The following is a 23,500-nucleotide window of genomic DNA, read 5'->3' as shown; positions in this document are numbered from 1 at the left end:
AAAATTCAAAATTCTCTCTCAAGAATCTCCGGCGAGCAACTTGTATTCCGAAACAATCAAGTAGCGAAACTGAGGACCACGATAAGGATGTTTTATATTTAGTACGACATTCTCCTGTTGGGCCATAAACTTCAGCTCAAATGGAGACACATCGTCATTATTGAATTCGAAATAAGATTTCGGACTATTCAAATCAATTGCCGATTTTAATTCATAAGAGAAATCGAATAAATAATCATCAGCATTAATATAGCCACCAAGCCAGTCAGCGATGATACAGAATTTATATTCTCGACCGATCTCCAAGCCGGACAGATCCCAGGATTGCTCGATATTGACACCTGCTGCGCCCAAATATTCGGCCCCCTGGTTGAAGAGCGGGAAATCGCTAGAGCCTATGATAGGCTTGTCCTGGGCATGCAGTCTCAGAGGGAAGGCCAGGGGACGATCCGGACCGATTACGCCCTGAGGACTCGCATTGGTGTATAGATTCACGCCGGAAAATTCATTCAACCCATCTCTGGTGTTTTGTCCAACTCTGACAACGGGTAGATTGGTTCTATATCGATGCAGGATTTCTTCATAGGACAGAGGATAGTCACCCGCACGCCCCGCCTCTGAGTAATAAAGATGATAAGTAGGGTCGAAAAGCATCCAACGACCGTTAATAAACAACTCAGCAACTGTATGTCCGTTATTCACAGGCCAATTATAAAAATTGACATATCTCCCGGGAATACCAATGCACCGTGTCAACGCCAATAAAACGCCCGTATAGGTGCCACATGCCCCGATTCTCTCCAAAACGGTAGCATCAGGATCTGGAGATGACGCGTTTCCAACGTCAAATCCATCTATATAGGAAATGAAACGATCTATCTTCTCAAAAACAGAAACTGCACCTTTACCCAGATCTTCCGCCAAGACTTGAATTCTCCTAGTGATGGGGGTCAAGAAAATATGGAGAGGATTGCTGGGATCATCCCCCGTCAGAAAAATGGCATCGCCCTCTGGAGAAGGCACTAGTTCTGGGAGATTACCCGAGGATCCTGGGGGCTCATCTTGACTATTGCCACCGCCACCGCAACCTACGAGAAAACCAGCAGTACTCCAGCCCAAGGAAAGCAGGAATTTCCGGCGCTTAGCTTGCACGAGGTTTGCCGCCAGATAAAAATCGTCTTTCATCAGTGAAATTCCATTTCTCTCAACAAAACTCTAGATTGACCGTAGAAACCGGAAAACTCCACGCGGATATAATCAATCTTATCCTGAGGTTCCAGCTTAATTATTGAAACTATTCCCGATGCATTATTCGTCTCACCAATTATTTTTGGTTCTTCTCCAGCATCACGCCATGCATACACCTTTACGTGGCGCGAATAATTACTCCCACTTTCCCACAAAATCCTGAGCTCTCGGGGTTGGGCACTTTCCTCCAGCTTCAGGTCCACATAGGCCAACCTCTCATTCTCTAGTCCCGCAACATAATTATTGTCAGGATTTCCGTCAATTGAATTATCGAAGCCAAATCCGGGATAAGTCTTGGAGGAATTAACCACAGAGAGCTTAATTTCTTTGACCTGATCCAAAGAGACAGGTTCAAAAATTACCGTTTTCCCATTCTCCTTCATGTTCAGAAAATACTTCTGACGTTGGGCATACTGACTGAAAAACCAATCTCCAGTGAGCTTGGCGATCAGTTCCAGCTGAGTCGTCTCATAAGACTGGTAGTCTTTCCCTTTAAACCACCCCATATCCTGAGGCCGAACCTCGACAACCGCGCTCTTCCATTTCTGATCACCAATTGTTGTAAGCAAGGCATTCCGCAAAGGAACAAAATCAAGAAAATTTCCTTCATTCACAGCTTGCAGTTTGATCAAGAACTGGCCAGGCGCCACATCTTTATATCGTATGACCAATCGATGTGACTTTACTTCAAAATAATCAACAAAATCCGCAATTGGCAATTGCATGAACGCATAAACGTTATGCCTGGTACCCCCTTTGACTGCATCGCGTCGCAATGCATATCCATTGCTGAATGAACGACCCAGATTTCCATCCACGGATTGGACCGGAGACCATTCAAGCCCGGCAATTCTCGATTCACCATCAAAAGCCTTGTCACCCCCCATTAATAACTTGACCTTTTTGGAGAACTGGGGAGCCTCCAGACTGATGGATTCGACAAGAGGGGATTTTTCCCCATTTACCCAGTCAATCTGAAATAGCAAATTCTTTCTAGGATTCAGATCATAACGCAACCAGTATCCACTATCAAATAGATAAAGTTCATTTCTTATTGCATCTACACCTTGATTAGCAAGCTCCCTGACAGTAGCGTCATTCAAATGATTAGCAGTATCAGATAGCGCATTTATACTCGCGATGTGCGCGTTCAACACATGCGTTGAATTTGGTACTTCTTCAAAAAATCGAAAGCCATTTTTGTTGAGTGCCGAAATTCCACCTTTATCTACTGACACGAAATACGCTAAAGCGGCAGATTTGCTTATTTTCCTCAATTGCTCAGAATCACCCAAATTTCTGCGGGCATAATCAAAAGCCTTGAGAATATACGCCTGACTGAAAGCGGATGGCCAGGGCGCTTTCGTTTCCACATCATTATAGACATTGACAAATGGAAACGCGTATAGAACAGCATCTCCATTCCATTGCTGATTTTTTTTGTTGGTCAGCCAATTCAGCGCCGGCAACCGCCTTATCTTCACATTCTTCTGAATCAACGCGCTCGCCCAAGCCGGATTGTTACCATCAACCACTTGCGTCGCAATGATATAAGGAGAATAGACAGGAGATCCTTTGTCTGAAGAAAAATCGTAAAGACCTGTCTGATCAAACTTTGATTCAGTAGATGGCAAATGCTGCATCAAAACACCATCCTTATCAAAGGATAATAATGGCAGCATAGGTGTTTGCCTTGGCAACACCTTTTTTTTCGGATTTACAGTGTTGTAGTCAGCTCCATCGCGAATATTTTCCAGATAAAATTTCGCAGAATTCTCCCACGGTAAAAAACGGCGGTCCATCTTGGACAGAGTGGAAAGATAGTCGAAATGCTTTTTCGCGTAGAGCTCTCCTACCCAGTACCCGAGATCCCTGGGATTTATTTCCACATTCCATTTTCGCCACTCTTTCCCCCCTGATATCAGCAAATCACCATCTCGTAGCGGCTTGAAGTTATCTCCACCCGATGAAATCGCGCGAGTTTGCACCTCTAGATTGGCAGGAGCTTCATCAAAGTATTCAATAGAAAGCTCAAAGCGCTTTGATCGAAGATTGTCTTTCCACTCTCCTGGCAAGGACAAATAAAAATACGAATGAGGAGCAAGCATTCCCCCACCCCTGCCAGTCATATCGCGTGCAACCTGAACAGGCTTTAATCGTCGCACAGAGCGACCGTCAATGGACTCCCGTGCCCCCCAATCGTTTCCAGCTATACGCAAAGGACCTTCCGCGTCGTTTTCAGACCCTACATCCAATACAGACTCCATACCCGAAAGTGGATCACGCAAAACAATACGATCAATCGCCAAAGCAGGATTGGCAAAACCGTACGGATTTGCGAATCTGTACAAGAGCTCGTTCTTTCTAGGGTTCAGATCGTAGCGAAACCAATATCCAGTATCAAACAAGGGAAGCCATTTCAGCAAAGATTCGGCCCCTTTATCAAACCAGCGCTTGTATTTTTCCTCACCAGTTACTGCACCCAACTCTCCCAGCGCAAGGAGCGCCCGCATATGCCCATTAAGAATATGCGAGGGATTATCCGAGGGCGATGGTATTTCTTCGAACCATACATCTTTTCCACTGGAAAACAGAAAACCACCTTTTTCTGGAGGAACAAAAAGAGATTCTGCAGCTTTTTCTGCCAAAGCGAGACTCTGCTTGTCTCCATCCTGCTTCCAGCTCGCCAGCAAAGCCTGAATGCCTACGGCCTGAGCAAATGCACTACTCCAAGGAGCCTTTATGTTGACATCGTTGTAGGTGTTGTCAAAATGATAGATCCAGACCCATTGTCCTTGCTTGTTGATTACGAGGTTATTCTTCAACCACTCGATGGAAGCCGTAAATTTTGCCTCATCCTTTTTAAGACCAAGCATGGGCTCATAAAATTCCACACCAGCATAAGCCAATGCGTAGAGTGCAGTCCACGCCGGATGATTCACTACCCCAACTCCACCGATATTCAACAAAGGAATACCTTTTACATCAACCTGATGCTTTGCCTGGGCAACATTTGTTTGTAATTCATTTATTTTTTCAACGACATCGGATTGCGCGACACCGAGAACAAAAAATAAATAAAGAGCAACGCATTTTTTCAACATTAAAAATCTTTTCCCAAATCTGAAATATTCGAAAATTTAAGGGTATCGAATATTTTTGCCATCTCGAAGGAGTAGATATTATCCTGCAACTTCCAGGCGAGATCGTTTCTTTTTCTTTTGATATTCTCACGCCATTCAACGCCGTTATTCATTCTGAATGCCATGTCAATGGCTGTAGCGATATCCAACGCACTATCCATTTTTGCAGAATACCCAAATCCATTCAATTTAACGAAACGATTCAACTCAGGAGAGTCGTTGGCAAGTATGGGAAGTCCAGCTTGAATAAACTCGAAAAGCTTATTAGGAGTGCAATAGTAGGAGTTCAGATCGATATGAGGATAAGGAATAATTCCTATATCAGCGGAAGCACTGTGCTGCAATAACTCCCCCTGGGAAACTGCAGGAAGAAAATAAATTCGGCTACCGAGCAAGCGCAGCTTTATTGCTTTTTTCTTCAAAAATTCCCCAAAATTACCAAAACCCATCATCACCAGAACGACATCGGGATGGCTTACATAAGTCATCGCCTTTATCAATGCTTCCAGATTGCGATGCGGTGCAAATCCCCCCTGGAACAGCAATATCTTCTTTTCTGCAGGGATTCCCAACTTCTCTCTAAAAAAGTCGTAGCGTATGGCAGGGTCAAACTCAACAGGAGGATCAATCGCATTCAACAGCGTAATCGGCTTGGAAATGCTGTATCTTTTGGCCATCTCCTCGCCAATGGATTCATTCACCGCAAATACAAGGCGGGCCTTCTTGATATACAACGCCTCCGCCTCGGAACATATACGGCGCTGAACGGCTGAGAAAGACTTCTGCTCAGGATACAACTCATGAGCATCATAGACCAGAGGCACCTTCCAGCGCTCAGCCAGTTCCGAGCCCGCGGCCAGGGCCGGAAGATCATGAACCTGCACCAAGTCGGCCTGGTATTTCTCAGCATGTGAGACAAAGGCTGATCTGAAGGGCAAAGGATCGTGCATCGTCCTATTCCGATAGCGGAAATTCATTGTCCATCGGTATGCCTGCCAATGAAGTTTTGAACCGATACTGAAAACTCTTCTATGAAACCATGCCCCGCGAGGAAATTCATTGCATTGCTTGTTCACCCATTGATTCAATGCCTGCTGCCTAGAAATATACTTCTTGTATGTTATGTTCTCAGGAATAATATACACTAGGCCGATTCTTACGAGATCAATGCCGTTGCCAATTTTCTCCTCAACGGTTTCGCTCTCCAATGCAATTGCCAGTAGCCTCACGCTATGACCTTTGGCGATCAGGCTCTCAGCCTGTGCCAGCACGCGCCTGTCCAAAATCTGATCATGACAAAGCATCAGTATACTAGCCATTACCTCTCCCTATATTTTAATCAGTAATTACGTCAAATTCGATTGAATGGTGAATCTAGCCTGTTCTGTATTTTCTTGCTTGCATAGCAGCCAACAAAATCCCAGGAGAATCCACTGCTCTAACATCTTGCTTGACTGCACTGATGTCAACAGAGATCTTATTTGTAACTTGTATGTAGACAGTGCAATCACTTCTTGCAACCTTGAAGTATGTGCATGGAGAATTTTGCTTAAGCGAATACAATCGTGTCATTTCAGGAGCCCAACCCAGGCTCACTATCTGGAACGGTTCCTCGGCAGAGCACGTCGCTAGCACCCCATAGTATCCAGGCTGAACTTTTCTGGGAAGAACCAGTTCGATCTCATCATCAGATTCGGAAAGCAATTCTCCATCCAGTAGAATCCCGTCGACGTCTTCCAAACGCAGATGCAAAGGTCCTTTTGATCCTGGAATTCTTCTAATATACAGCTTTGGCTGCTCCTCATAAACAGGGAATTGGAGACGCAGGCCACCTTCAATAGCTTTCACTGCCCTAGCCGTCTGCGGATAGGGATTCAACGAAGACTCTATGAAGTTCTCACTAAAATTCAACGAACTTGCTGGCGCAGAACTGGAGTTTGCAAATCGAATGCTCTCTACTGGTCGGTCATCTTTCGCCTTGGCGAAAAGCACCAGAATCTCACTATGGCTTCGAAAGAACCTCTGCTTTCTCAGTGCCTTGTATATATACGATCCGAGGCCAGATTCCGTTTCCCTATCCAACACTGAAGCAGGCGTCATGCGGTTTTCGCCCTTGGCTCCGCAGGAGGGGCAGAATGACGCATCCCAACCAGACCACTCATCAAGCATCAATCTCCGAAAATGAGTTTCGAAGGGAATCATGGGGCTCCAGCTCTCACCCGACAAAATTACAGATTTAACTCTCCAGTCAGGCGGAGCTCTTTTGCATAGATCATGTATATCGTAGGCACGATGGTGCCAATTGACATGATAGTGATTTCCACACTGCTGGCATTTGGCCATAGCATCCAGAAGCTCCTCTCTGAACGGTACAGCAACCATAAGATATTTCCCCGCAACCCGAAAGAGCTCGCCCCAAGCAGAGTCTTCCTCAGATTCGGACATATGCTCTAATGCATCCGTGCTGAGAACCAAGTCAAACGAAGAATTGGCAAATGGCAGGGCGGCGGCGTTTCCACGAACCCCGGGTACAGAAAGACGGGAAAGTGCCTCCTGACTTCCATCCAAGCCAACGACCTGCCGGCCTCCACTGCGCAGATGTCTGGTTATCTTCCCATCGCCGCAGCCAACGTCGAGCAAGCTGCAAACAGATTCTGGGAGAAAATCATATATGGCTTGCAGCAGATTGCGTTGCCCTTCTTGCAGCGGCTGATCCCAAACCTGGGATAGATCATACAAGGTCTCATTTTGGATCATTACAGCAGTTCCCATTGACTAGGCTGATTAACCGTACCAATTTCAACATGTATGCCTGGTGGTGGCAATATCTTTATGGCATAACATCGATCATGCAGATCATAGGCAGCAGGCTCAATAGCAGATGCAAGATTAATTTCTTTGAACAGCGCAACGGATACCAAATACTCGCCCGGTCCAAGCAACAGCGGAGAGAAATTTACACGAATACCGCCTTTGCCTTCAAGCCTATGGAATCTTTTACCCGCCAAGCTTGATATTACCTGCATTGCACAGGTTCCATCGGGTCGATAGATTGCAATTACGGCCACCGCTTCGGCAACGATATTATCCGCTTGGTATGCCATGACAGCATATGCATTTTCTCCGGAAATTAATGTATGACGACGCTCTCCGCCTTCGTCGAAGAAACCAAAGCCTATAATACTGATTTCGCCGTCACCATAGCGATCATCAGCTCCAAGCTCTTGAAGATCACCAAGTACCTCGAGTTCCGGACTCTTCTCGCCCTTCAGCGGGCCCGCCAAAATAGGAATTCTTAGGCTAGACCAACCATCATTTTCCGTAGATACCAAATTTGCCAACGTCCGATAACTATCGCTTTCCGCATCATATTGCTCCAAAACTAATGGCGTACTGGTTTGCAAACAATATTCAATCTGAACCCAAGCTAGAGATGGCTGCTTTCTCGGCCAAACTACTTGAAAAGGTGCATGTTTATACTTGGCACCGAAGCTTCCGAAGGCCCATGTACTTTTATCAGAACGATCGAGCTTCCTCCAATTCATAAACTGGGGATCCACAATCAGACAAGAGCCTTCGGTGGCTTTGCCGGAAGAGTCAATTATTCCCATAACACGGTTCTCAGCACCATATTCCACGGAACGAAGCAGCATCTGTCCCTGGGCCGGAGGCTCACCATCACACCCCAGAAAACGCAAAAGCGTCGTGTGACGCTCCTCGTTGAGAAGCGCAGCAACCTGTCCTTTCGTCAAGGACATGCTCTTCGATCTGAGCCTGTACTCCTCTTCCTGCCGGATGCTTGCAAGATAGGCCTTGCTGACGGGAAGCAAAGGACCATCCTGACGGACATGTCCTTTATCCAACCAGACACCACGGTCGCACAGCATCTGAACCGAGCTGATGTCATGCGAGACAAAGAGAATTGTCGCCCCTTGCCCGGTCAATGCTTTCATTCGCTGAATGCACTTCCCCAGAAAATATGCATCCCCTGCTCCCAGAATTTCATCAATGATCAACACTTCCGGGGTGATGGATGTTGCAACTGCAAACGCCAATCGCGCATACATACCGGCGGAATACTCTTTCACGGGGCGCTGCAGGAAAGAGTCTAGTTCTGTAAAGTCCGATATTTCCTCAATACACTCATCCAGTCGGGATGATGAAACCCCCTGGAATGCAAGTGCAGAACGTATGTTCTCCAAGCCGGTAAACTCAGGATGAAACCCCGTTCCTAGGGTCATCAACGCCTGAACCCTGCCATGGACACGGATTTCACCCGTGTCAGGCCGCATCTGCCCGGATATCAACCGCAATAGCGTACTTTTTCCAGCACCGTTGCGACCAATCAACGCAACGCGCTCACCTTTCTCTATCCTCAGATCCACGTCCGAGACCGCCCGAAAAACGTCGTAGCGACCGGTGGAGATGGGAAATCCCAGAGCATCGAGCGCCCGCCAGCCAGGATGGCTGAATCTCCTGAAACTCTTGCTTACCCCTTGAATCGATATTGCCATTTCAGACATAATCAGAGAACAGCGGTTTCAGGCGCCTGATAAATGCACCTCCCAGGGTGAAGGAAGCTATGGAAGATACGGCCACTATTGCCAAATCCTTGAAAGGAAAAACACCATCCAGTAAACAAGCGCGATACAGCTCAATGAACCAAGCCAAAGGATTAGCCCACAAGAAGCCTTTCAGATTTTCCGGAACCATTTCAGCACTATAGCCAATAGGCGAAACCATCATCAAAAAAAGCACGACGATTGGAACGGCTTGCTGAATATCTCGAAAAAACACCGTCAATGTAGCGACCAGCCACACGACACCCAGGATCATGATGATTTGAAGAATATAAATCAACGGAATCAACAGGAATGCCCAGTGAATTCCGTGAAAATATGCCGCGCCTGCAAGAAGAAGAAGCATTCCCACACCCATTGTTATGTGACCAACCAACACATCACGGGCTACGACAAGTTCGATGGGGAAGAGAGTGTTCATGACCAGATCGCGGTTGGCTACAATGCTGGTAGCTCCTGCGCCAAAAGCTTCCGCGAAGGCCAGAAAAGGGACTAACCCCGAAAATATCATCAACACATAGCTGACTGGGCTACTCCCCGGCACTTTGACTTGGAGAATATGAACAAATACGATACTATACATTCCAAGAAAAAGCACTGGATACAAAACCAGCCAGAATAAACCCAGTGCGTTACCACTGGTTTTCTTTAATACTCCCTGCACAACGGAGGAGTATAGAATGCTCCGGTGGCTGAAGAGATCGGCTAATATCTGCATCAATAACCCTTTGCCAACATGGAGGCAATCGTCATGCCAGCTTCACCATTGCCAAAAGGTTCATACTCCTCGCCAGGCTCCATAATTTCCAAAGATTCGAAGGCGGACAGAATCTTTTCCCTGGACGCACCCACAAGCTGATTCCATCCAGAATCCAGGGTTTCAATCCATTCTGTCTCGTCGCGCATGGTAATGCATGGCACCTTGTAGAAGAAGGCTTCTTTTTGAACCCCGCCAGAGTCCGTAAGGATTATTTTCGCAGCCTGCTCCAGAGCAACCATGTCCAAGAATGGAAGTGGCTCCTCAATCATCATGCGTGACAACATGTGCTCATATCCATAGTCGGCGATGAGCTTGCGTGTCCGGGGATGCAATGGCAAGACGATCTTGAGCTTCTTGGATATCTCGCTCAGAGCCTCCAATATTTGTTTCAATCTCGCAGGATCATCTGTATTTTCCGCGCGATGGCAAGTTACAAGAGCATACCTACGCTCAGACAAGCCCAGCTTCCGCAGCGCCTGGCTTTCCTTTTTTGCCCGATCTTTATAGTAAAGAGCAACGTCATACATTACATCCCCCACGTTATGGACGCCTTGCACAATCCCCTCATTGGCAAGATTCCTTACGGCAGTTCCCGTAGGACACAGAAGCAGCTTAGAGACCCTGTCAGAGAGAACGCGATTGATCTCTTCAGGCATTCGCATATTAAAAGAGCGCAGCCCAGCTTCTACGTGCGCAATAGGAATATGCATTTTCGCAGCAGCCAATGCACCAGCCAGCGTGGAATTTGTATCGCCGTATATCATTACCCAATCTGGCTTCTGATCCTGCAATATCCTCTCGATCCCCTCCATCATGCGCCCCGTCATGACTCCATGAGAACCTCCGGATATCTCAAGATTGAACTTCGGCACAGGAATTTGTAATTCATCGAAGAAAATCTGAGACATATTTGCATCGTAATGCTGGCCCGTGTGAACGATAGCCTCCGAGACGCAGTCCCCGTAGCTCGCCCTGATTGCCCGAGAGACAGCAGCAGCTTTGATGAATTGAGGACGTGCACCAACAATGGTGATGACTTTTTTCATTTCTGAAGCACTGATTGAAGAGCATCGACCACGGCTTGTTGATCTTCTGGAGCAAGATCGGCGCTCATGGGAAGGCTCATGATTCTGGTTGCCGCCTCACGGCTGATAGGGGTTTCTCCTCGACCAAGCTTCTGGTAGGCAGGCTGCTGGTTCAAAGGCACGGGATAGTGAATCGCTGTAGGAATCCCTTTTTCCTTCAGGGCTTGAGCAACATGATCCCTATCCGCCACCGATATGCTGTATTGAGCATAAACACTGGTGTTATGCGCCTCAATCCATGGCGTAACGACTTCAGGACAATTGCTTTTCAATAGCTCCGTGTACCTGGCCCCGATCTTCCTTCTTTGTTCCACTTCCCACTGAAAGCGTGGGAGTTTTGCCAACAAAATCGCGGCCTGCAATGTATCAAGCCGCCCATTGATGCCCAATCGGGGATGATGATAGCGCCTGTCTTGGCCATGGACACGGATTTCCCGCATTGCCGTAGCTAGCGCATCGTCATTAGTGAAGAGCGCTCCTCCATCGCCATAGCATCCCAGAGGTTTGCTGGGAAAGAAACTTGTCGATCCAATAGTCGATAGACCACAGGACTTGCGCTCCTTGTAGATTGCACCAAAAGACTGCGCTGCATCTTCGATAACGGCCAGCCCGTGCTTGTCGGCAATTTCGTTGATCCTGCCCATGTCCGCGCATTGCCCGTACAGACTCACGGGCATAACCGCCTTTGTCCTTTTGGTGATGGCGGACTCGATGGTTTCCGGATCTATATTATAGGTGCGCGGATCGATATCCACGAAGACAGGCACCGCACCTAGCAAGGCGATCATTTCACCCGTAGCCACAAAGGTGAATGGTGTAGTGATCACCTCATCTCCAGGCTCGATACCCAGCGCCATCATCGCGATCATCAGAGTATCCGTCCCGTTACTGGCGGATATGCAGTGCTTCACACCAACGTATTCGGCAAGCCTCTCCTCCAACTCACCCACTTCCGGCCCCATGATGTATTTTCCATGCTCTAGCACATTTTGAATTCTCGCATTGATATCCTCTTTCAATGCTTGGTACTGCGCCTTGAGATTGATGAATTCCATAAATTGCCTCTTTAATTCATATACGATGAACTTGACCGGAACGTAATTCATAACGCACACCGGTTTCCGGGCATGTCGCGCTATCCTCTCCCGTCAAGGCCAGTTCCAGACGAGTCCCACTTTCACTCATCCACCCAATGTGGCGAGCCGGCACACCCGCCATCAATGCGTAGGGCTTGACATCCTTGTTTATCACTGCACCTGCTGCAATGAAGGCATACGCACCTACAGTCACGCCGCAAATGATGGTGCAATTTGCGCCAAGTGTCGCCCCTCGCTTGACCAATGTCCTTCTATATTCGTTCTTGCGTACCACGGCGCTTCTAGGGTTATAGACATTGGTGAACACCGCGCTAGGGCCGCAGAAAACATCATCTTCGAGCATTACCGCATCATAAACGCTCACGTTGTTCTGAACCTTGACATTGTTTCCAATAGTCACATCATTCCCAACGAATACATTCTGACCGAATGAACAGTTTTCACCAATACGTGCCTGCGCACAAATATGCACCCAATGCCATATTCTGGTGCCGGCACCAATTTCCGCACCCTCATCTACGATGGCTGTAGGATGAACCTGGTATTCTTTTCCATTCATAGCTAGCTGAACTTCATCAAGGTCAATGCAAATTATTGGAATCGGATAAAAATATCAGAAACTCAGCCGACTTTGGCGAACGAAAGGGTGCATGCGGCCATCGCTGTCTGAAACTATCGATGCATCTCGTATGAAATTAACTGCTTCAATGCAGTGTCTTGCATCTTCAATTCCATAGCCACGCCCTTCAACGATCTCTTGATAGCTGATCGTATGGAGATCCGTAAAACCTTCCGAGAACTCCAATTTCTCACCGCTGATATCGATGTTCCGAAATGTAGTCCTCTTTCCCTGGACCTCAGCAGGCAGATCATTGGAATCAATAGAAAGAAACCAGCGCACGCGCGCACGTTCGTATTCGAGATAACCAGCAGCCTTGGTCTGCTCGCTGAGATGAATTCGGTTTTCCTGCAGATTGCCGAAGATGAAGTGCAGCATGTCAAAGAAATGCACGCCGATGTTGGTTGCCACTCCGAAGGATTTGCGCGGATCACCCTTCCAGCTTTCTTGGTACCATTTCCCGCGCGACGTGATGTAGGTCAGCTCGACATCAAACTTGGTGTCCTTGGGCGCGTTTGCCACTTTTTCACGCAGACGCAAAATGGCATCATGGTGGCGCAACTGCAGGATATTGAAGACCCGCCGGCCTGTTTCCGCCTCTATACGCGCCAACTCGTCAAGTACCGCAGGCGTGGGCACCAGAGGTTTTTCGCAGATCACATCGCAGCCCAGGCGCAGGCCGGCCGCGATATGGGCATGGTGCAAGTGATTAGGAGAGCACACGGAGACGTAGTCCAGAGCGGATGCTGGATCACGCTTGAGACGATGGGCATGTTCAAGAAAGCGTTCGAACTCAGTGAAGAAGTCGCTTTGCGGTGAAATGCTGTCAATGATCCCCACTGAATCATTGATGTCATAGGCGACGGACAGATTGTTTCCGGTGTCCTTGATGGCGCGCATGTGCCGGGGTGCGATGTATCCGGCGGCACCGATCAGAGCAAAATTTTTCATGGTGGAATTCAGAGGCGAAATACGGTAAAGCCTGCATCGGCGGCCTGCTGTCTGGAGAAAAGGCTTTTCACGTCGGCGAGCACAGGACGATCGCCGCGGCACAGGCTACGAAGTTGCTGGAGAGAAGACTGGCGAAACTCGTTGTGCCCAACGGCAACGACCAAGGCGTCGACGGGATGCTCCGCATCGATCTGGCCCAGAGTCAGTTCGTACTCGTGAGCTACCTCCTCGGTGCTTGCCCAGGGATCGGCAATGACGACATTGGCACCCCAGGTCTCGAACTCACGGATCATGTCCACGACTTTACTGTTGCGGATGTCCGGGCAATTTTCCTTGAAGGTGATACCGAGCACACCAATACGGCAACGCGGTACATCCATGCCGTTCTTGAGCATCAGGCGGATGGTGTTACGCGCTACATAGCGCCCCATGTTGTCGTTGATGCGGCGGCCAGCCAGAATGACCTGGGGGTGGTAGCCCACTTCTTCCGCCTTGTGCGTCAGGTAGTACGGATCAACGCCTATGCAATGGCCGCCAACCAGGCCCGGCCGGAAAGGCAGGAAGTTCCATTTGCTGCCGGCGGCCTCAAGGACGTCCAGGGTATCGATGCCGATGCGCTCAAAGATCACAGACAATTCGTTGACCAGCGCGATGTTGAGATCTCGCTGAGTGTTCTCTATGACCTTGGCCGCTTCCGCGACTTTCAGGCTGCTGGCCTTGTGAGTGCCTGCGGTGATGATGCTGGCGTAAAGGGCGTCCACCGCGTCAGCAGCTTCGGGTGTGCTACCGCTCGTGATCTTCTTGATTTTGGTGAGCGTGTTGACCTTGTCCCCCGGATTGATGCGCTCGGGACTGTAGCCGCAGAAGAAGTCGCGGTTGAAAGTCTTGCCGCTGAAACGCTCCAGAACAGGCACGCACACTTCCTCGGTTGCTCCGGGATAGACGGTGGATTCGTAAATCACGAGAGCGCCCGGCGGCATTGCACGCCCAACCGTTTCGCTGGCCTTGACCAGGGGTGTCATGTCGGGCCTATTGGCCTTATCCACGGGCGTGGGAACGGTCACGACGAAGACTTGACAATCCGCCAATTCTCGCGGATCCGAGGTGAAGTGCAGCAGCGCGGCAGCCTTCAGCTCATCGGCACTGACCTCCAAGGTGCCATCCGCGCCTCCCTGTAGTTCGGCGATACGTGCCGCATTGATGTCAAAACCCAGAACCTCGCGGTGCTTGCCAAACTCCACGGCCAAGGGTAAGCCCACATAGCCCAACCCCACCACGGCAATCTTTGCTTTAATTTGCATGTTTCAAGCGAAGGAAAAAATAATTCAACCGTTGTCGATATCTGATCCGTTGATCAGAGCACTTCGACCATAGATGTCATCAAGGCGCACGACGTCGTCCTCGCCCAGATAGTCCCCTGACTGGACTTCAATGATCTCAAGCGGGTATTCGCCAGGATTTGTGAGCCTGTGCACGTTCCCCACCGGTATATAGGTCGACTGGTCCGGACCCAGCAAGTAGGTGTCATCGCCATTGGTGACCTGTGCCGTGCCCTGCACGATCACCCAATGTTCAGCACGGTGCCTGTGCATCTGCAGACTCAGGCTCGCACCTGGCTTCACCACGATTCGCTTGACCTGAAAGCGTTCGCCAGCGTCCAGACAGTCATACCAACCCCATGGCCTGTAGACCTTTCTGTGCGCCTGCACCAGCTCATGGCCTGAATCCCGAAGTTTCGCCACGATCTGCTTCACTTCCTGCGCACGCCGCTTGTCTGCGATCAGAACGGCGTCCGGGGTCTCCACCACCACAATCTGCTCCAGACCCACGCCAGCCACCAGCCGACTGCTGGATACAAACAGAGAATCAGCACAGTCATGAGTCAACACCTCCCCCATCAAGGCATTGCCCTGTGCATCGCGTTCCTGCAGATCCCATAGTGCGTCCCAGGTGCCCAGATCCGACCATCCTGACCTCAACGGTACGACACAACCGCCTACCCCCCACTCAGGATGCCCAGGAAGATGCTCCATCACGGCGTAGTCAATGGAATCACTTGGACAGGCCTCGAAACTGCCTACTCCGGGGCGAATGAAGTCCAGATCGTGTCTAGCTTCCTTCATGGAGACCTGGCAAGCAGCAAGCATGTCTGCACGACATTGCGCGAGCAAATGCAGCCACACGCTGGCGCGCATCATGAACAGCCCGCTGTTCCATAGGTGATCTCCGGCAGCAAGGTATCGGAGGGCCTGCGACCTGTCGGGCTTTTCCACAAAACCTGCAATACGAAATGCGCCTGCCTCGCCCTGCCAGGGCTCACCCCTTCGGATGTAGCCATACCCGGTCTCAGGACGATCGGGTACGACCCCAAAGGTCACCATGCCCCCCTGCTCGGCGATCGGGAACGCCTGCTCGACAGCAAGTGCGAAGGCCTGCACATCAGCCATCACATGGTCAGCAGGCATGGCGAGTAGCACGGGATCTTCGCCGGAAGACACGGCCTGCAACGCCGCCAACGTCAGAGCCGGTGCCGTATTGCGCCCAGAAGGCTCCAACAGGATGCAGGCATCCGGTATGCCAGCTTCCAACAACTGGCTGGCCGCAAGAAAGCGATGCTCCACATTGCAGATCAGCATGGGTGGCATGACTTTGGGAAGTTCGCACCGGCTCGCAGACACGTGCAATCGCAGCGCTGTTTCTTGCAGCATCGAGTGCTTGCCGGGCAAAGCCAGGAACTGTTTGGGGTAGGTCTCGCGAGACAAAGGCCACAGCCGAGTGCCAGACCCCCCACAAAGAATCACCGGCAAGAGCGCCGCAGTTTCCTTATCTTGATGCATCGTGCTCCACCCAAGCTTCGTCAGATCCTGAGCCAGCACCTCGCTGATGCTCGGCCTCGGCTTCCAACATTGCCAGTCGTTGGGTCAGGCGGCGCACGTCCCGTTCAATGCGGGTGTTGACCATGTCGGCATGCAAAGATTTGATCAGAAGCACAACGCTGGCAAACAACAGCAGCATCGCGGGTGGATAACTGATGCCCAGTAGCCGCGCCGCCCTGTCGATCAACCCCGGCCAGACGCCCAAAACCATCGCAGCCGCAGCCACGACCACCCAGAAAAGGCCGTGCATAAGGTAAAGATGGTCACGGCGGATCAGGTAAAGGATCAGCACTGCCAACCCCACCCCCATGAACGCCGTTGTAGCTTGCAGAGATGCCATTGTTACCAATAAAACTATTGCACGAAGCTGCTCAGTTACACGCTCAGCCTTGCGAGTGATTGGGGTATCGGCAGAGATTCAAGCGAATAATTGCGTGCGCATGAAAACTCACGATTGTAGTTTGGCAACGGGTAACCATATGAAATATCGCTGGGACAGGCCTCAGACCGAGCTGCTATCGATGGAAACAGTTCTTCAGGACGACACTACACTCGGCTTTTAACGTATTGCGCTAAGTGGCGTTCGTCCATGCCCCCCACCACCCAGCTCCTGGTCATAGACCCCCAGAACGACTTCTGCGATCTGCCTGAGGGCTGGTGTCCTGGCGGACTACGCCCCAGCCTTCCCGTGGCGGGCGCCCATGCCGACATGCAGCGGCTTGCCGGTTGGATACGGCGCGAGGGGGCGAGAATTGACGAGATCACGGTGACGCTGGACTCGCACCAGCGCTACGACATCGCCCATCCGGCTTTCTGGCAACAGGGCAATGGCGACGACAGCGGCGATGTGGTGCCGTTCACCGCGATCACGGCGGCGCAGGTGCGGGCGAGGGTGTTCCGGCCGCGCAACGCCGAGGCGCTGCAGCGCAGCCTGGACTATCTGGATGCACTCGAAGCCAATAGCCGCTACACGCTGATGGTCTGGCCCGTGCACTGCGAGGTGGGCAGCTGGGGCCACGGTATCCATGCCGATGTGCTGGCGGCCTGCGGCGACTGGCAGCAGCAGCGCCAGCGCGCCGTGTACAACGTTTTCAAGGGGCTCAATCCCTGGACCGAGCACTACAGCGCGCTGCAGGCCGAGGTGCCGGACCCTGCCGATCCGGCGACCTTGCTGAATACGGCCTTGCTGGAGCGGCTGGCCCAGGCAGACATGCTGGTGGTCGCGGGCGAGGCGAGCAGTCACTGCGTGCGCTCCACGGTCGAGCATCTGGTCGAGCACCTTCCCCATCCTGAGCGCATCGTGCTGATGCACGACGCCATGAGCCCGGTGCCGGGCTTCGAGTCCGCGCACCATGATTTCCTTGCAGCCATGCAGGCCCGCGGATTGCGGCTGGCCTCCAGCCAAGAACTCCACCTGTAGGGGCCGGACCGCCTTCCCGCACGCAGCCCCCTTTCCTGTTTCCCCAGCATCGCACCATGGCTCCCATCATCACCAGCCTGCTCGACACCGATCTCTACAAATTCACGATGTGGCAGGCCATGCTGCACCGCAATCCCCAGACCGAGGCCGAATACGAATTCGTCTGCCGCACGAAGACGGCCTTCCCGCTGGCCGAGCTGCTGCCCGAGGTGGAGCGCGAGCTGGACGCCCTGTGCGCGCTGCGCTTCACGCCCGCAGACCTGGCCTACCTGGGCGGGCTGCGCTTCATGAAGAGCGACTTCATCGACTTTCTGCGCATCTTCCAGTTCCAGCGCGCCTTCATCCGTGCCTGGGCCGATGGCGACACCCTGCACATCGAGGCCAAGGGCCCCCAGGTCCATGTGATGGGCTTCGAGATCTATGTGCTGGCCATCGTCAACGAGCTGTATTTCCGGCGTTTCGACGCCGAGGCGGCGCTGGCCGAAGGCCGCAGGCGCCTGGCCGGCAAGATCGAGCGCCTGCGCCACCTGGCCTGCGAGGCCAGGCTGCGCAATCCCTTCGAGCTGTTCGACTTCGGCGTGCGCCGGCGCTTCTCGGGCGCCTGGCAGCGCGAGGTGGTGCAGGCCTTTGCCACGCAGACGGCGCAGTGGTTCAAGGGCACGTCCAACGTGCTGCTGGCGCGCGACTTCGGCATCGTGCCCATAGGCACCATGGCCCATGAGTACCTGCAGAGCTACCAGGCCCAGGGCGTGCGCCTGCGCGACTTCCAGATCGCAGCACTGGAGGACTGGGTGCAGGAGTACCGGGGCGACCTGGGCGTGGCCCTGACCGACACCGTGGGCATGGATGCCTTCCTGGCCGATTTCGACATGTACTTCGCCAAGCTCTTCGACGGGCTGCGGCACGACTCGGGCGACCCGTATGCCTGGGGCGAGAAGGCCATCGCCCACTACCAGAAGCTGCGCATAGACCCCCAGGCCAAGCGCCTGGTGTTCTCCGACGGCCTGGACCTGGACACGGCCCTGGCCCTGTACCAGCGCTTTGCCGACCGCATACAGCTGGGCTTCGGCATCGGCACGCGGCTGACCAACGACATGGGGCTGGAGACCATCAACATCGTGATGAAGCTCACCCACGCCAACGGCCAGCCCGTGGCCAAGATCTCGGACTCGCCGGGCAAGACGCTGTGCAACGACGAAACCTATCTGGCCTATCTGCGCCAGGTCTTCGGCCTGGCCCAGCCTGTCGCCTTCTGACACCGCCTGACACCGCCTGACACCGCCAAGGCTCCATTCATGCTGCGCATCACCATCGCCCAACTCAATCCCACCGTCGGCGACATCGCCGGCAACGTGGCCCGCATGGCCGAGGCCGCTGCCCGCGCCGTGCGCGCGCAGGCCGACCTGCTGGTCTTTCCCGAGCTGTCGCTGTGCGGCTACTACCCTGGCGACCTGCTGGACGAGCCTGCCTTTCGCGAGCGCCTGGAGCAAGGCTTGCAGCAACTGCTGCAGGCCACGCGCCAGTGGCCGCAATTGCACTGGGTCATCGGCGCGCCCACGCGTGCCAGCGGGCCCGGCAAGCCGCTGCACAACAGCCTGCTGGTGCTCAAGGACGGCGCCGTGCGCCTGCGCTACGACAAGCAGCTACTGCCCACCTACAACATCTTCGACGAGCGCCGCCACTTCGAGCCCGGCCCCGACGCGGCCAAGGTGCTGCGCATAGGCCAGGCCCAGGTGGGCTTTCTGGTGTGCGAGGACGGCTGGAACGACGCCGGTGCCGACTACGCCACCAACCCCTTCGCGCGCATGGCCGACGCCGCGCCCGACCTGGTGGTCAGCATCAACGCCAGCCCCAGCCACCTGGGCAAGCGCGAGCAGCGCCACGAGATCTTCGGCCAGGCGGCCACGCGCCACGGCCTGCCCATCCTCTATGTGAATCAGATCGGCGGCCAGGACCAGATCGTGTTCGACGGCGCCTCGTTCGCGGTGGAGCCCGGGCGCGGCGTGGTCTTCGAGGCCGAGCGCTTTGTCGAAGACCTGCGCACGCTGCAGTTCGACGACGGACGCTTCCTCGACGCAGCCGGCCAGCCCTGCATGAGCGTGCCGGCCGAAGGCCTGCCCACCATGGAGTTCTACCGCCGCCAGATCGTGCTGGGCCTTCGCGACTATGCGCGCCGCTGCGGCTTCACGCGCGCGGTGGTCGGCAGCTCGGGCGGCATAGACAGCGCGCTGACACTGGCCCTGGCGGCCGAGGCCCTGGGCGCGGACAACGTGGTGGCCGTCACCATGCCCTCGCGCTTTTCGTCGAGCGGCTCGGTCGATGACTCGGTGATCCTGTGCCGCAACCTGGGCATCACGCTGCACGAGCACCCGATCCGCGAGCTGGTCGACGGCTATGCGCGCCAGTTCGAGTCCAGCTTCGGCCAGCCGCTGCAGGGCCTGCCGCTGGAGAACCTGCAGGCACGCATCCGCGGCACCACGCTGATGGAGTACTCCAACGCCTTCGGCCACCTGCTGCTGACCACGGGCAACAAATCCGAGATCTCGGTGGGCTACTGCACGCTGTATGGCGACACCAACGGCGGCCTGGGCCTGCTGGGCGATCTGTACAAGACCGAGGTCTTCGAGCTGTCGCGCCACATCAACCACAGTGCCGGCCGCGAGCTGATTCCCCAGGCCATCATCGACAAGCCGCCCTCGGCCGAGCTGGCGCCCGACCAGAAGGACGAGGACAGCCTGCCGCCCTATGCGGTGCTGGACGAAATCCTCAAATACGCCATCGAGGGCCGGCACCTGTCCACCGCCGAGTACGGCACGGCTGAGCGTTTTGTGACCCAGCTGCTGGGCCAACCCGGCGGGGCCGAGCTGGTTGACCGCGTCAAGCGCATGATCTTCCGCAGCGAGTACAAGCGCCGCCAGGCCCCGCCCATACTGCGCGTGCGCCCGCGCGCCTTCGGCACCGGGCGCCAGATGCCCATTGCCGCCCACTACGAATGAAGCCAGAGTGAAGCCACCGAGCCTGTTTATGCAAGAGACTGCCGCCATGGACGCCCCCCCCGAAACCCCGGCCACCAGCGAGCGCGTGCACACCGCCGTGCTGATCGGGCGCTTCCAGCCGCTGCACAACGGCCACATGGCCCTGCTGCGCGCGGCGCTGGAGCGTGCCGAGCAGATCGTCGTCGTGCTGGGCAGCGCCTGGCAGGCGCCCAATCCCAAGAACCCCTTCAGCTGGCAGGAGCGCGCGCAGATGCTGCGCGAGGCGCTGCCGCCGGCCGACGCGGCCCGCCTGCACTGCGTGCCCGTGCGCGACTACTACAACGAGCCGCTGTGGGTACAGGCCGTGCAGCAGGCCGTGCAGTCCTGCGTGCCCGAAGGCGCCAGCGTGGCCCTGGTCGGCCATTTCAAGGACGCGACCAGCGGCTACCTGGCGCGCTTTCCGCGCTGGCAGCTGATCAGCCTGCCGCGCCTGGGCCAGTTCGACGCCACGCCGCTGCGCGACATCTACTTCGGCGAATCCGGCGTGGACTTCGAGGCCCTGGCCGCCCAGGTGCCGCCCGCCACCCTGCAGTTCCTGCGCCAATGGGCCACCACGCCCGTCCATGCGCAGATGTGCGAGGAATGGCGCATGCTGGCCCGGTACCGCCAGGCCTGGGCTGCGGCGCCCTACCCGCCCGTCTTCGTGACCGTGGATGCGCTGCTGCGCTGCCGTGTGCCGCACGAAGACGCGCAACAGGACCACATCCTGCTGATACGCCGCGCCCATGCCCCGGGCCTGGGCCTGTGGGCGCTGCCGGGCGGCTTCCTGGAGCCGCGCGACACGCTGTGGCAGTCCTGCCTGCGCGAGCTGCGCGAGGAGACCTGCTCCACGCTCAGCGAGGCCGACCTGCAGGCGGCCCTGCAGTCCGTGCAGGTCTTCGACCACCCCGACCGCAGCCTGCGCGGGCGCACCATCACCCATGTGCATTACCTGGACCTGGGCGTGCTGCCCTCGCTGCCGCCCGTGCAGGGCGGCGACGATGCGGCACTGGCGCGCTGGGTGGCCGTCTGCGACCTGCCCGCCATGGAAAGCGCGTTCTTCGAGGACCACTTCCAGATCCTGCGCCAGTTCCTGCCCCTTCCGGTGCAACAGCCCCTGGCGGACACGGGCGTGAAAATCGGCTAAAACCGGAGATTGCGGCGCCATCTTGCGCCGCAATACCGTTTTTCCGGGCTTCCCGTGTTCCCCCGCGATTGAATGACTACCACCCTACAGATCCGACCCGCCACCCCCGATGACGCCGAGCTCATCGTCCGCTTCGTGCGCGAACTCGCCGTCTATGAAAAAGCCGAGCATGAAGTCCTGGCCACGCCAGAGCATGTGAAGCGCACCCTGTTTGCCGACAACCCCGCCGTCTTTGGCCTGATCTGCCTGCATGGCGACCAGCCCGTGGGCTTTGCGGTCTACTTCTTCAACTACTCGACCTGGCAGGGCCGCCACGGCCTGTACCTCGAAGACCTCTACGTCACGCCCGAGGCGCGCGGCCTGGGCGCGGGCACGGCGCTGCTGCGCCGCCTGGCGCAGATCGCCGTCGAGAAGGACTGCGGCCGCTTCGAGTGGAGCGTGCTCGACTGGAACCTGCCCTCCATCGAGTTCTACGACCGCCTGGGCGCCCTGCCCCAGACCGAGTGGATCCGCTACCGCGTGACGGGCGACACCCTGCTGGAGATGGCGCGCGAGCCGGCCTGAGGCCGGCCCCCTTCGTCTGCCTACTCGGGCTCCACGCCCTGGCGCACGGCCTGCTCGACCACCTCGCGCGTCAGCGTGGGCACGAAGGTCTCGATGAAGGCATAGGCATAGCCGCGCAGCCAGGCGCCCTTGCGCAGGCCCAGCCGCGTGGTGTTGACCTCGAACAGGTGGCCGGCGTCCAGCGTGCGCAGGCCCTGGTCGCGCTCGGCATCCAGCGCCACCGAGGCGACGATGCCCACGCCCATGTCCAGCTCCACATAGGTCTTGATCACGTCGGCGTCCATGGCCGTGAGCACCACGTCGGGCTCCAGGCCCTCGCGCGCAAAGGCCTCGTCGATGTGGGCGCGGCCCGTATAGCCCTGCTCGTAGGTGATGATGGGAAAGCGCGACAGCGCCTCCAGCGTCAGCGCCTGCTGCGACTGCAGCAGCGGGTGGCCGGGCGGCACGACCACGCCGTGCGTCCAGCGGTAGCAGGGCAGCGCGACCAGGCCTTCATAGCCGGCCAGCGCCTCGGTGGCCACGCCGATGTCGGCCTCGCCGCTGCGCAGCATCTGCGCCACCTGCTCGGGCGAGCCCTGGTGCAGGTGCAGGCGCACCTGCGGATAGCGCTGGCGGAAGTCGCGCACCACATGGGGCAGCGCATAACGGGCCTGCGAGTGGGTGGCGGCAATCGACAGCCGCCCCTGCTCGCTGGCGCTGAAGTCGGCGCCCACGCGGCGCAGGTTGTCGGCCTCCAGCATCAGGCGCTCGACGATGGGCAGCAGCGCCTCGCCGGGCGGCGTCAGCCCGGTCAGCCGCTTGCCTGCGCGGATGAAGATCTCCACGCCCAGCTCTTCCTCCAGCTCGCGGATCTGACGGCTCACGCCAGGCTGGGAGGTGTGCAGCGTGTGGGCCACCTCGGTCAGGCTGTAGCCGCGGCGCACGGTTTCGCGCACATAGCGCAGTTGCTGGAAGTTCATGGGCAAGGCTCCGCCCGGGGCCGGTGCGGCCCGGGCC

The 23,500-nt window shown here is 54.9% G+C and carries 19 protein-coding genes; 5 read left to right on the top strand and 14 right to left on the bottom strand.

Going from position 1 to position 23,500, the window contains the following annotated elements; genetic code table 11:
- Positions 1 to 18: 18 nt before the first annotated feature.
- The 13 genes from AAN986_RS05170 to AAN986_RS05110 are packed head-to-tail and all read right to left on the bottom strand — an operon-like array spanning position 19 to position 16,699.
- Positions 19 to 1,185 carry a transglutaminase-like domain-containing protein gene (locus AAN986_RS05170; protein WP_082138032.1) on the bottom strand — a complete coding sequence of 389 codons (1,167 nt, stop codon included), beginning with the start codon at positions 1,183 to 1,185 and terminating at the stop codon, positions 19 to 21.
- On the bottom strand, positions 1,185 to 4,352 hold the full coding sequence (locus AAN986_RS05165; RefSeq protein ID WP_082138033.1) for a D-glucuronyl C5-epimerase family protein: 3,168 nt from the start codon (positions 4,350 to 4,352) through the stop codon (positions 1,185 to 1,187). The genes AAN986_RS05170 and AAN986_RS05165 overlap by 1 nt, the downstream gene beginning before the upstream one ends.
- Positions 4,352 to 5,710: a glycosyltransferase family 4 protein gene (locus tag AAN986_RS05160; protein WP_082138034.1), complete on the bottom strand. Its 1,359-nt coding sequence runs from the start codon at positions 5,708 to 5,710 to the stop codon at positions 4,352 to 4,354. Before AAN986_RS05160 ends, AAN986_RS05165 begins: the two co-directional genes overlap by 1 nt.
- 55 nt (positions 5,711 to 5,765) lie before the next feature.
- The gene (locus AAN986_RS05155) at positions 5,766 to 7,148 is read right to left on the bottom strand and encodes a class I SAM-dependent methyltransferase (protein ID WP_162233969.1); all 1,383 of its coding nucleotides are present in this window, start codon (positions 7,146 to 7,148) and stop codon (positions 5,766 to 5,768) included.
- A complete protein-coding gene (locus tag AAN986_RS05150; RefSeq protein ID WP_349335596.1) occupies positions 7,148 to 8,905 on the bottom strand; it encodes an ABC transporter ATP-binding protein in 1,758 nt (585 codons plus the stop codon). Before AAN986_RS05150 ends, AAN986_RS05155 begins: the two co-directional genes overlap by 1 nt.
- A 1-nt stretch (position 8,906) precedes the next feature.
- Complete coding sequence (locus AAN986_RS05145; RefSeq protein ID WP_047217139.1) at positions 8,907 to 9,689, bottom strand: ABC transporter permease; 783 nt, start codon at positions 9,687 to 9,689, stop codon at positions 8,907 to 8,909.
- Positions 9,689 to 10,777, bottom strand: a complete 1,089-nt coding sequence (wecB, locus tag AAN986_RS05140) for a UDP-N-acetylglucosamine 2-epimerase (non-hydrolyzing) (protein WP_047217140.1) — start codon at positions 10,775 to 10,777, stop codon at positions 9,689 to 9,691. Before wecB ends, AAN986_RS05145 begins: the two co-directional genes overlap by 1 nt.
- The gene (locus AAN986_RS05135) at positions 10,774 to 11,871 is read right to left on the bottom strand and encodes a DegT/DnrJ/EryC1/StrS family aminotransferase (protein WP_047217181.1); all 1,098 of its coding nucleotides are present in this window, start codon (positions 11,869 to 11,871) and stop codon (positions 10,774 to 10,776) included. Before AAN986_RS05135 ends, wecB begins: the two co-directional genes overlap by 4 nt.
- Positions 11,872 to 11,887: 16 nt before the next feature.
- Entirely contained in the window at positions 11,888 to 12,472 is a 585-nt protein-coding gene (locus AAN986_RS05130; protein ID WP_082138037.1) for an acyltransferase, read from the bottom strand.
- Between the two features lie 54 nt (positions 12,473 to 12,526).
- Positions 12,527 to 13,483, bottom strand: coding sequence for a Gfo/Idh/MocA family oxidoreductase (locus AAN986_RS05125; protein ID WP_082138038.1), 957 nt, complete (start codon positions 13,481 to 13,483; stop codon positions 12,527 to 12,529).
- An 8-nt stretch (positions 13,484 to 13,491) separates the two neighbouring features.
- A complete protein-coding gene (locus AAN986_RS05120; RefSeq protein WP_047217142.1) occupies positions 13,492 to 14,784 on the bottom strand; it encodes a nucleotide sugar dehydrogenase in 1,293 nt (430 codons plus the stop codon).
- Positions 14,785 to 14,808: 24 nt separating this feature from the next.
- Complete coding sequence (locus AAN986_RS05115; RefSeq protein WP_047217143.1) at positions 14,809 to 16,320, bottom strand: mannose-1-phosphate guanylyltransferase/mannose-6-phosphate isomerase; 1,512 nt, start codon at positions 16,318 to 16,320, stop codon at positions 14,809 to 14,811.
- Positions 16,307 to 16,699: a DUF2304 domain-containing protein gene (locus tag AAN986_RS05110; protein ID WP_047217144.1), complete on the bottom strand. Its 393-nt coding sequence runs from the start codon at positions 16,697 to 16,699 to the stop codon at positions 16,307 to 16,309. The genes AAN986_RS05115 and AAN986_RS05110 overlap by 14 nt, the downstream gene beginning before the upstream one ends.
- A gap of 249 nt (positions 16,700 to 16,948) precedes the next feature.
- Between AAN986_RS05110 and AAN986_RS05105 the strand changes: the two genes are divergently transcribed.
- The 5 genes from AAN986_RS05105 (at position 16,949) to AAN986_RS05085 (ending at position 22,504) form a co-directional block, all read left to right on the top strand.
- A complete protein-coding gene (locus AAN986_RS05105) occupies positions 16,949 to 17,779 on the top strand; it encodes an isochorismatase family protein (RefSeq protein ID WP_047217145.1) in 831 nt (276 codons plus the stop codon).
- A gap of 56 nt (positions 17,780 to 17,835) precedes the next feature.
- Entirely contained in the window at positions 17,836 to 19,035 is a 1,200-nt protein-coding gene (gene pncB, locus AAN986_RS05100) for a nicotinate phosphoribosyltransferase (RefSeq protein WP_047217146.1), read from the top strand.
- 39 nt (positions 19,036 to 19,074) lie between these two features.
- Positions 19,075 to 20,775, top strand: coding sequence for an NAD+ synthase (locus tag AAN986_RS05095; RefSeq protein WP_047217147.1), 1,701 nt, complete (start codon positions 19,075 to 19,077; stop codon positions 20,773 to 20,775).
- A gap of 46 nt (positions 20,776 to 20,821) precedes the next feature.
- Complete coding sequence (locus AAN986_RS05090) at positions 20,822 to 21,940, top strand: bifunctional nicotinamide-nucleotide adenylyltransferase/Nudix hydroxylase (protein WP_047217182.1); 1,119 nt, start codon at positions 20,822 to 20,824, stop codon at positions 21,938 to 21,940.
- A 72-nt stretch (positions 21,941 to 22,012) separates the two neighbouring features.
- Positions 22,013 to 22,504: a GNAT family N-acetyltransferase gene (locus AAN986_RS05085; protein ID WP_034397032.1), complete on the top strand. Its 492-nt coding sequence runs from the start codon at positions 22,013 to 22,015 to the stop codon at positions 22,502 to 22,504.
- A 20-nt stretch (positions 22,505 to 22,524) separates the two neighbouring features.
- Here the strand turns inward: AAN986_RS05085 and AAN986_RS05080 are convergent, their stop codons facing one another.
- On the bottom strand, positions 22,525 to 23,463 hold the full coding sequence (locus AAN986_RS05080) for a CysB family HTH-type transcriptional regulator (protein ID WP_013800726.1): 939 nt from the start codon (positions 23,461 to 23,463) through the stop codon (positions 22,525 to 22,527).
- Positions 23,464 to 23,500: the final 37 nt, after the last annotated feature.

It is taken from the genome of Delftia sp. DS1230, from assembly GCF_040112715.1.
Taxonomy (GTDB): domain Bacteria; phylum Pseudomonadota; class Gammaproteobacteria; order Burkholderiales; family Burkholderiaceae_C; genus Comamonas; species Comamonas tsuruhatensis.
The sequence above is the reverse complement of the archived record's forward strand: the minus strand, read 5'-3'. Positions and strand labels throughout refer to the sequence as shown.

Coding starts and splice junctions, on each gene's coding strand:
- AAN986_RS05090 (WP_047217182.1), top strand. CDS start 20,822: ATGGACGCCCCCCCCGAAACCCCGGCCACCAGCGAGCGCGTGCACACC.
- AAN986_RS05095 (WP_047217147.1), top strand. CDS start 19,075: ATGCTGCGCATCACCATCGCCCAACTCAATCCCACCGTCGGCGACATC.
- wecB (WP_047217140.1), bottom strand. CDS start 10,777: ATGAAAAAAGTCATCACCATTGTTGGTGCACGTCCTCAATTCATCAAA.
- AAN986_RS05105 (WP_047217145.1), top strand. CDS start 16,949: ATGCCCCCCACCACCCAGCTCCTGGTCATAGACCCCCAGAACGACTTC.
- AAN986_RS05120 (WP_047217142.1), bottom strand. CDS start 14,784: ATGCAAATTAAAGCAAAGATTGCCGTGGTGGGGTTGGGCTATGTGGGC.
- AAN986_RS05155 (WP_162233969.1), bottom strand. CDS start 7,148: ATGATCCAAAATGAGACCTTGTATGATCTATCCCAGGTTTGGGATCAG.
- AAN986_RS05130 (WP_082138037.1), bottom strand. CDS start 12,472: ATGAATGGAAAAGAATACCAGGTTCATCCTACAGCCATCGTAGATGAG.
- AAN986_RS05085 (WP_034397032.1), top strand. CDS start 22,013: ATGACTACCACCCTACAGATCCGACCCGCCACCCCCGATGACGCCGAG.
- AAN986_RS05170 (WP_082138032.1), bottom strand. CDS start 1,185: ATGAAAGACGATTTTTATCTGGCGGCAAACCTCGTGCAAGCTAAGCGC.
- AAN986_RS05080 (WP_013800726.1), bottom strand. CDS start 23,463: ATGAACTTCCAGCAACTGCGCTATGTGCGCGAAACCGTGCGCCGCGGC.
- AAN986_RS05125 (WP_082138038.1), bottom strand. CDS start 13,483: ATGAAAAATTTTGCTCTGATCGGTGCCGCCGGATACATCGCACCCCGG.
- AAN986_RS05160 (WP_082138034.1), bottom strand. CDS start 5,710: ATGGCTAGTATACTGATGCTTTGTCATGATCAGATTTTGGACAGGCGC.
- AAN986_RS05150 (WP_349335596.1), bottom strand. CDS start 8,905: ATGGCAATATCGATTCAAGGGGTAAGCAAGAGTTTCAGGAGATTCAGC.
- AAN986_RS05110 (WP_047217144.1), bottom strand. CDS start 16,699: ATGGCATCTCTGCAAGCTACAACGGCGTTCATGGGGGTGGGGTTGGCA.
- AAN986_RS05115 (WP_047217143.1), bottom strand. CDS start 16,320: ATGCATCAAGATAAGGAAACTGCGGCGCTCTTGCCGGTGATTCTTTGT.
- pncB (WP_047217146.1), top strand. CDS start 17,836: ATGGCTCCCATCATCACCAGCCTGCTCGACACCGATCTCTACAAATTC.
- AAN986_RS05135 (WP_047217181.1), bottom strand. CDS start 11,871: ATGGAATTCATCAATCTCAAGGCGCAGTACCAAGCATTGAAAGAGGAT.
- AAN986_RS05165 (WP_082138033.1), bottom strand. CDS start 4,352: ATGTTGAAAAAATGCGTTGCTCTTTATTTATTTTTTGTTCTCGGTGTC.
- AAN986_RS05145 (WP_047217139.1), bottom strand. CDS start 9,689: ATGCAGATATTAGCCGATCTCTTCAGCCACCGGAGCATTCTATACTCC.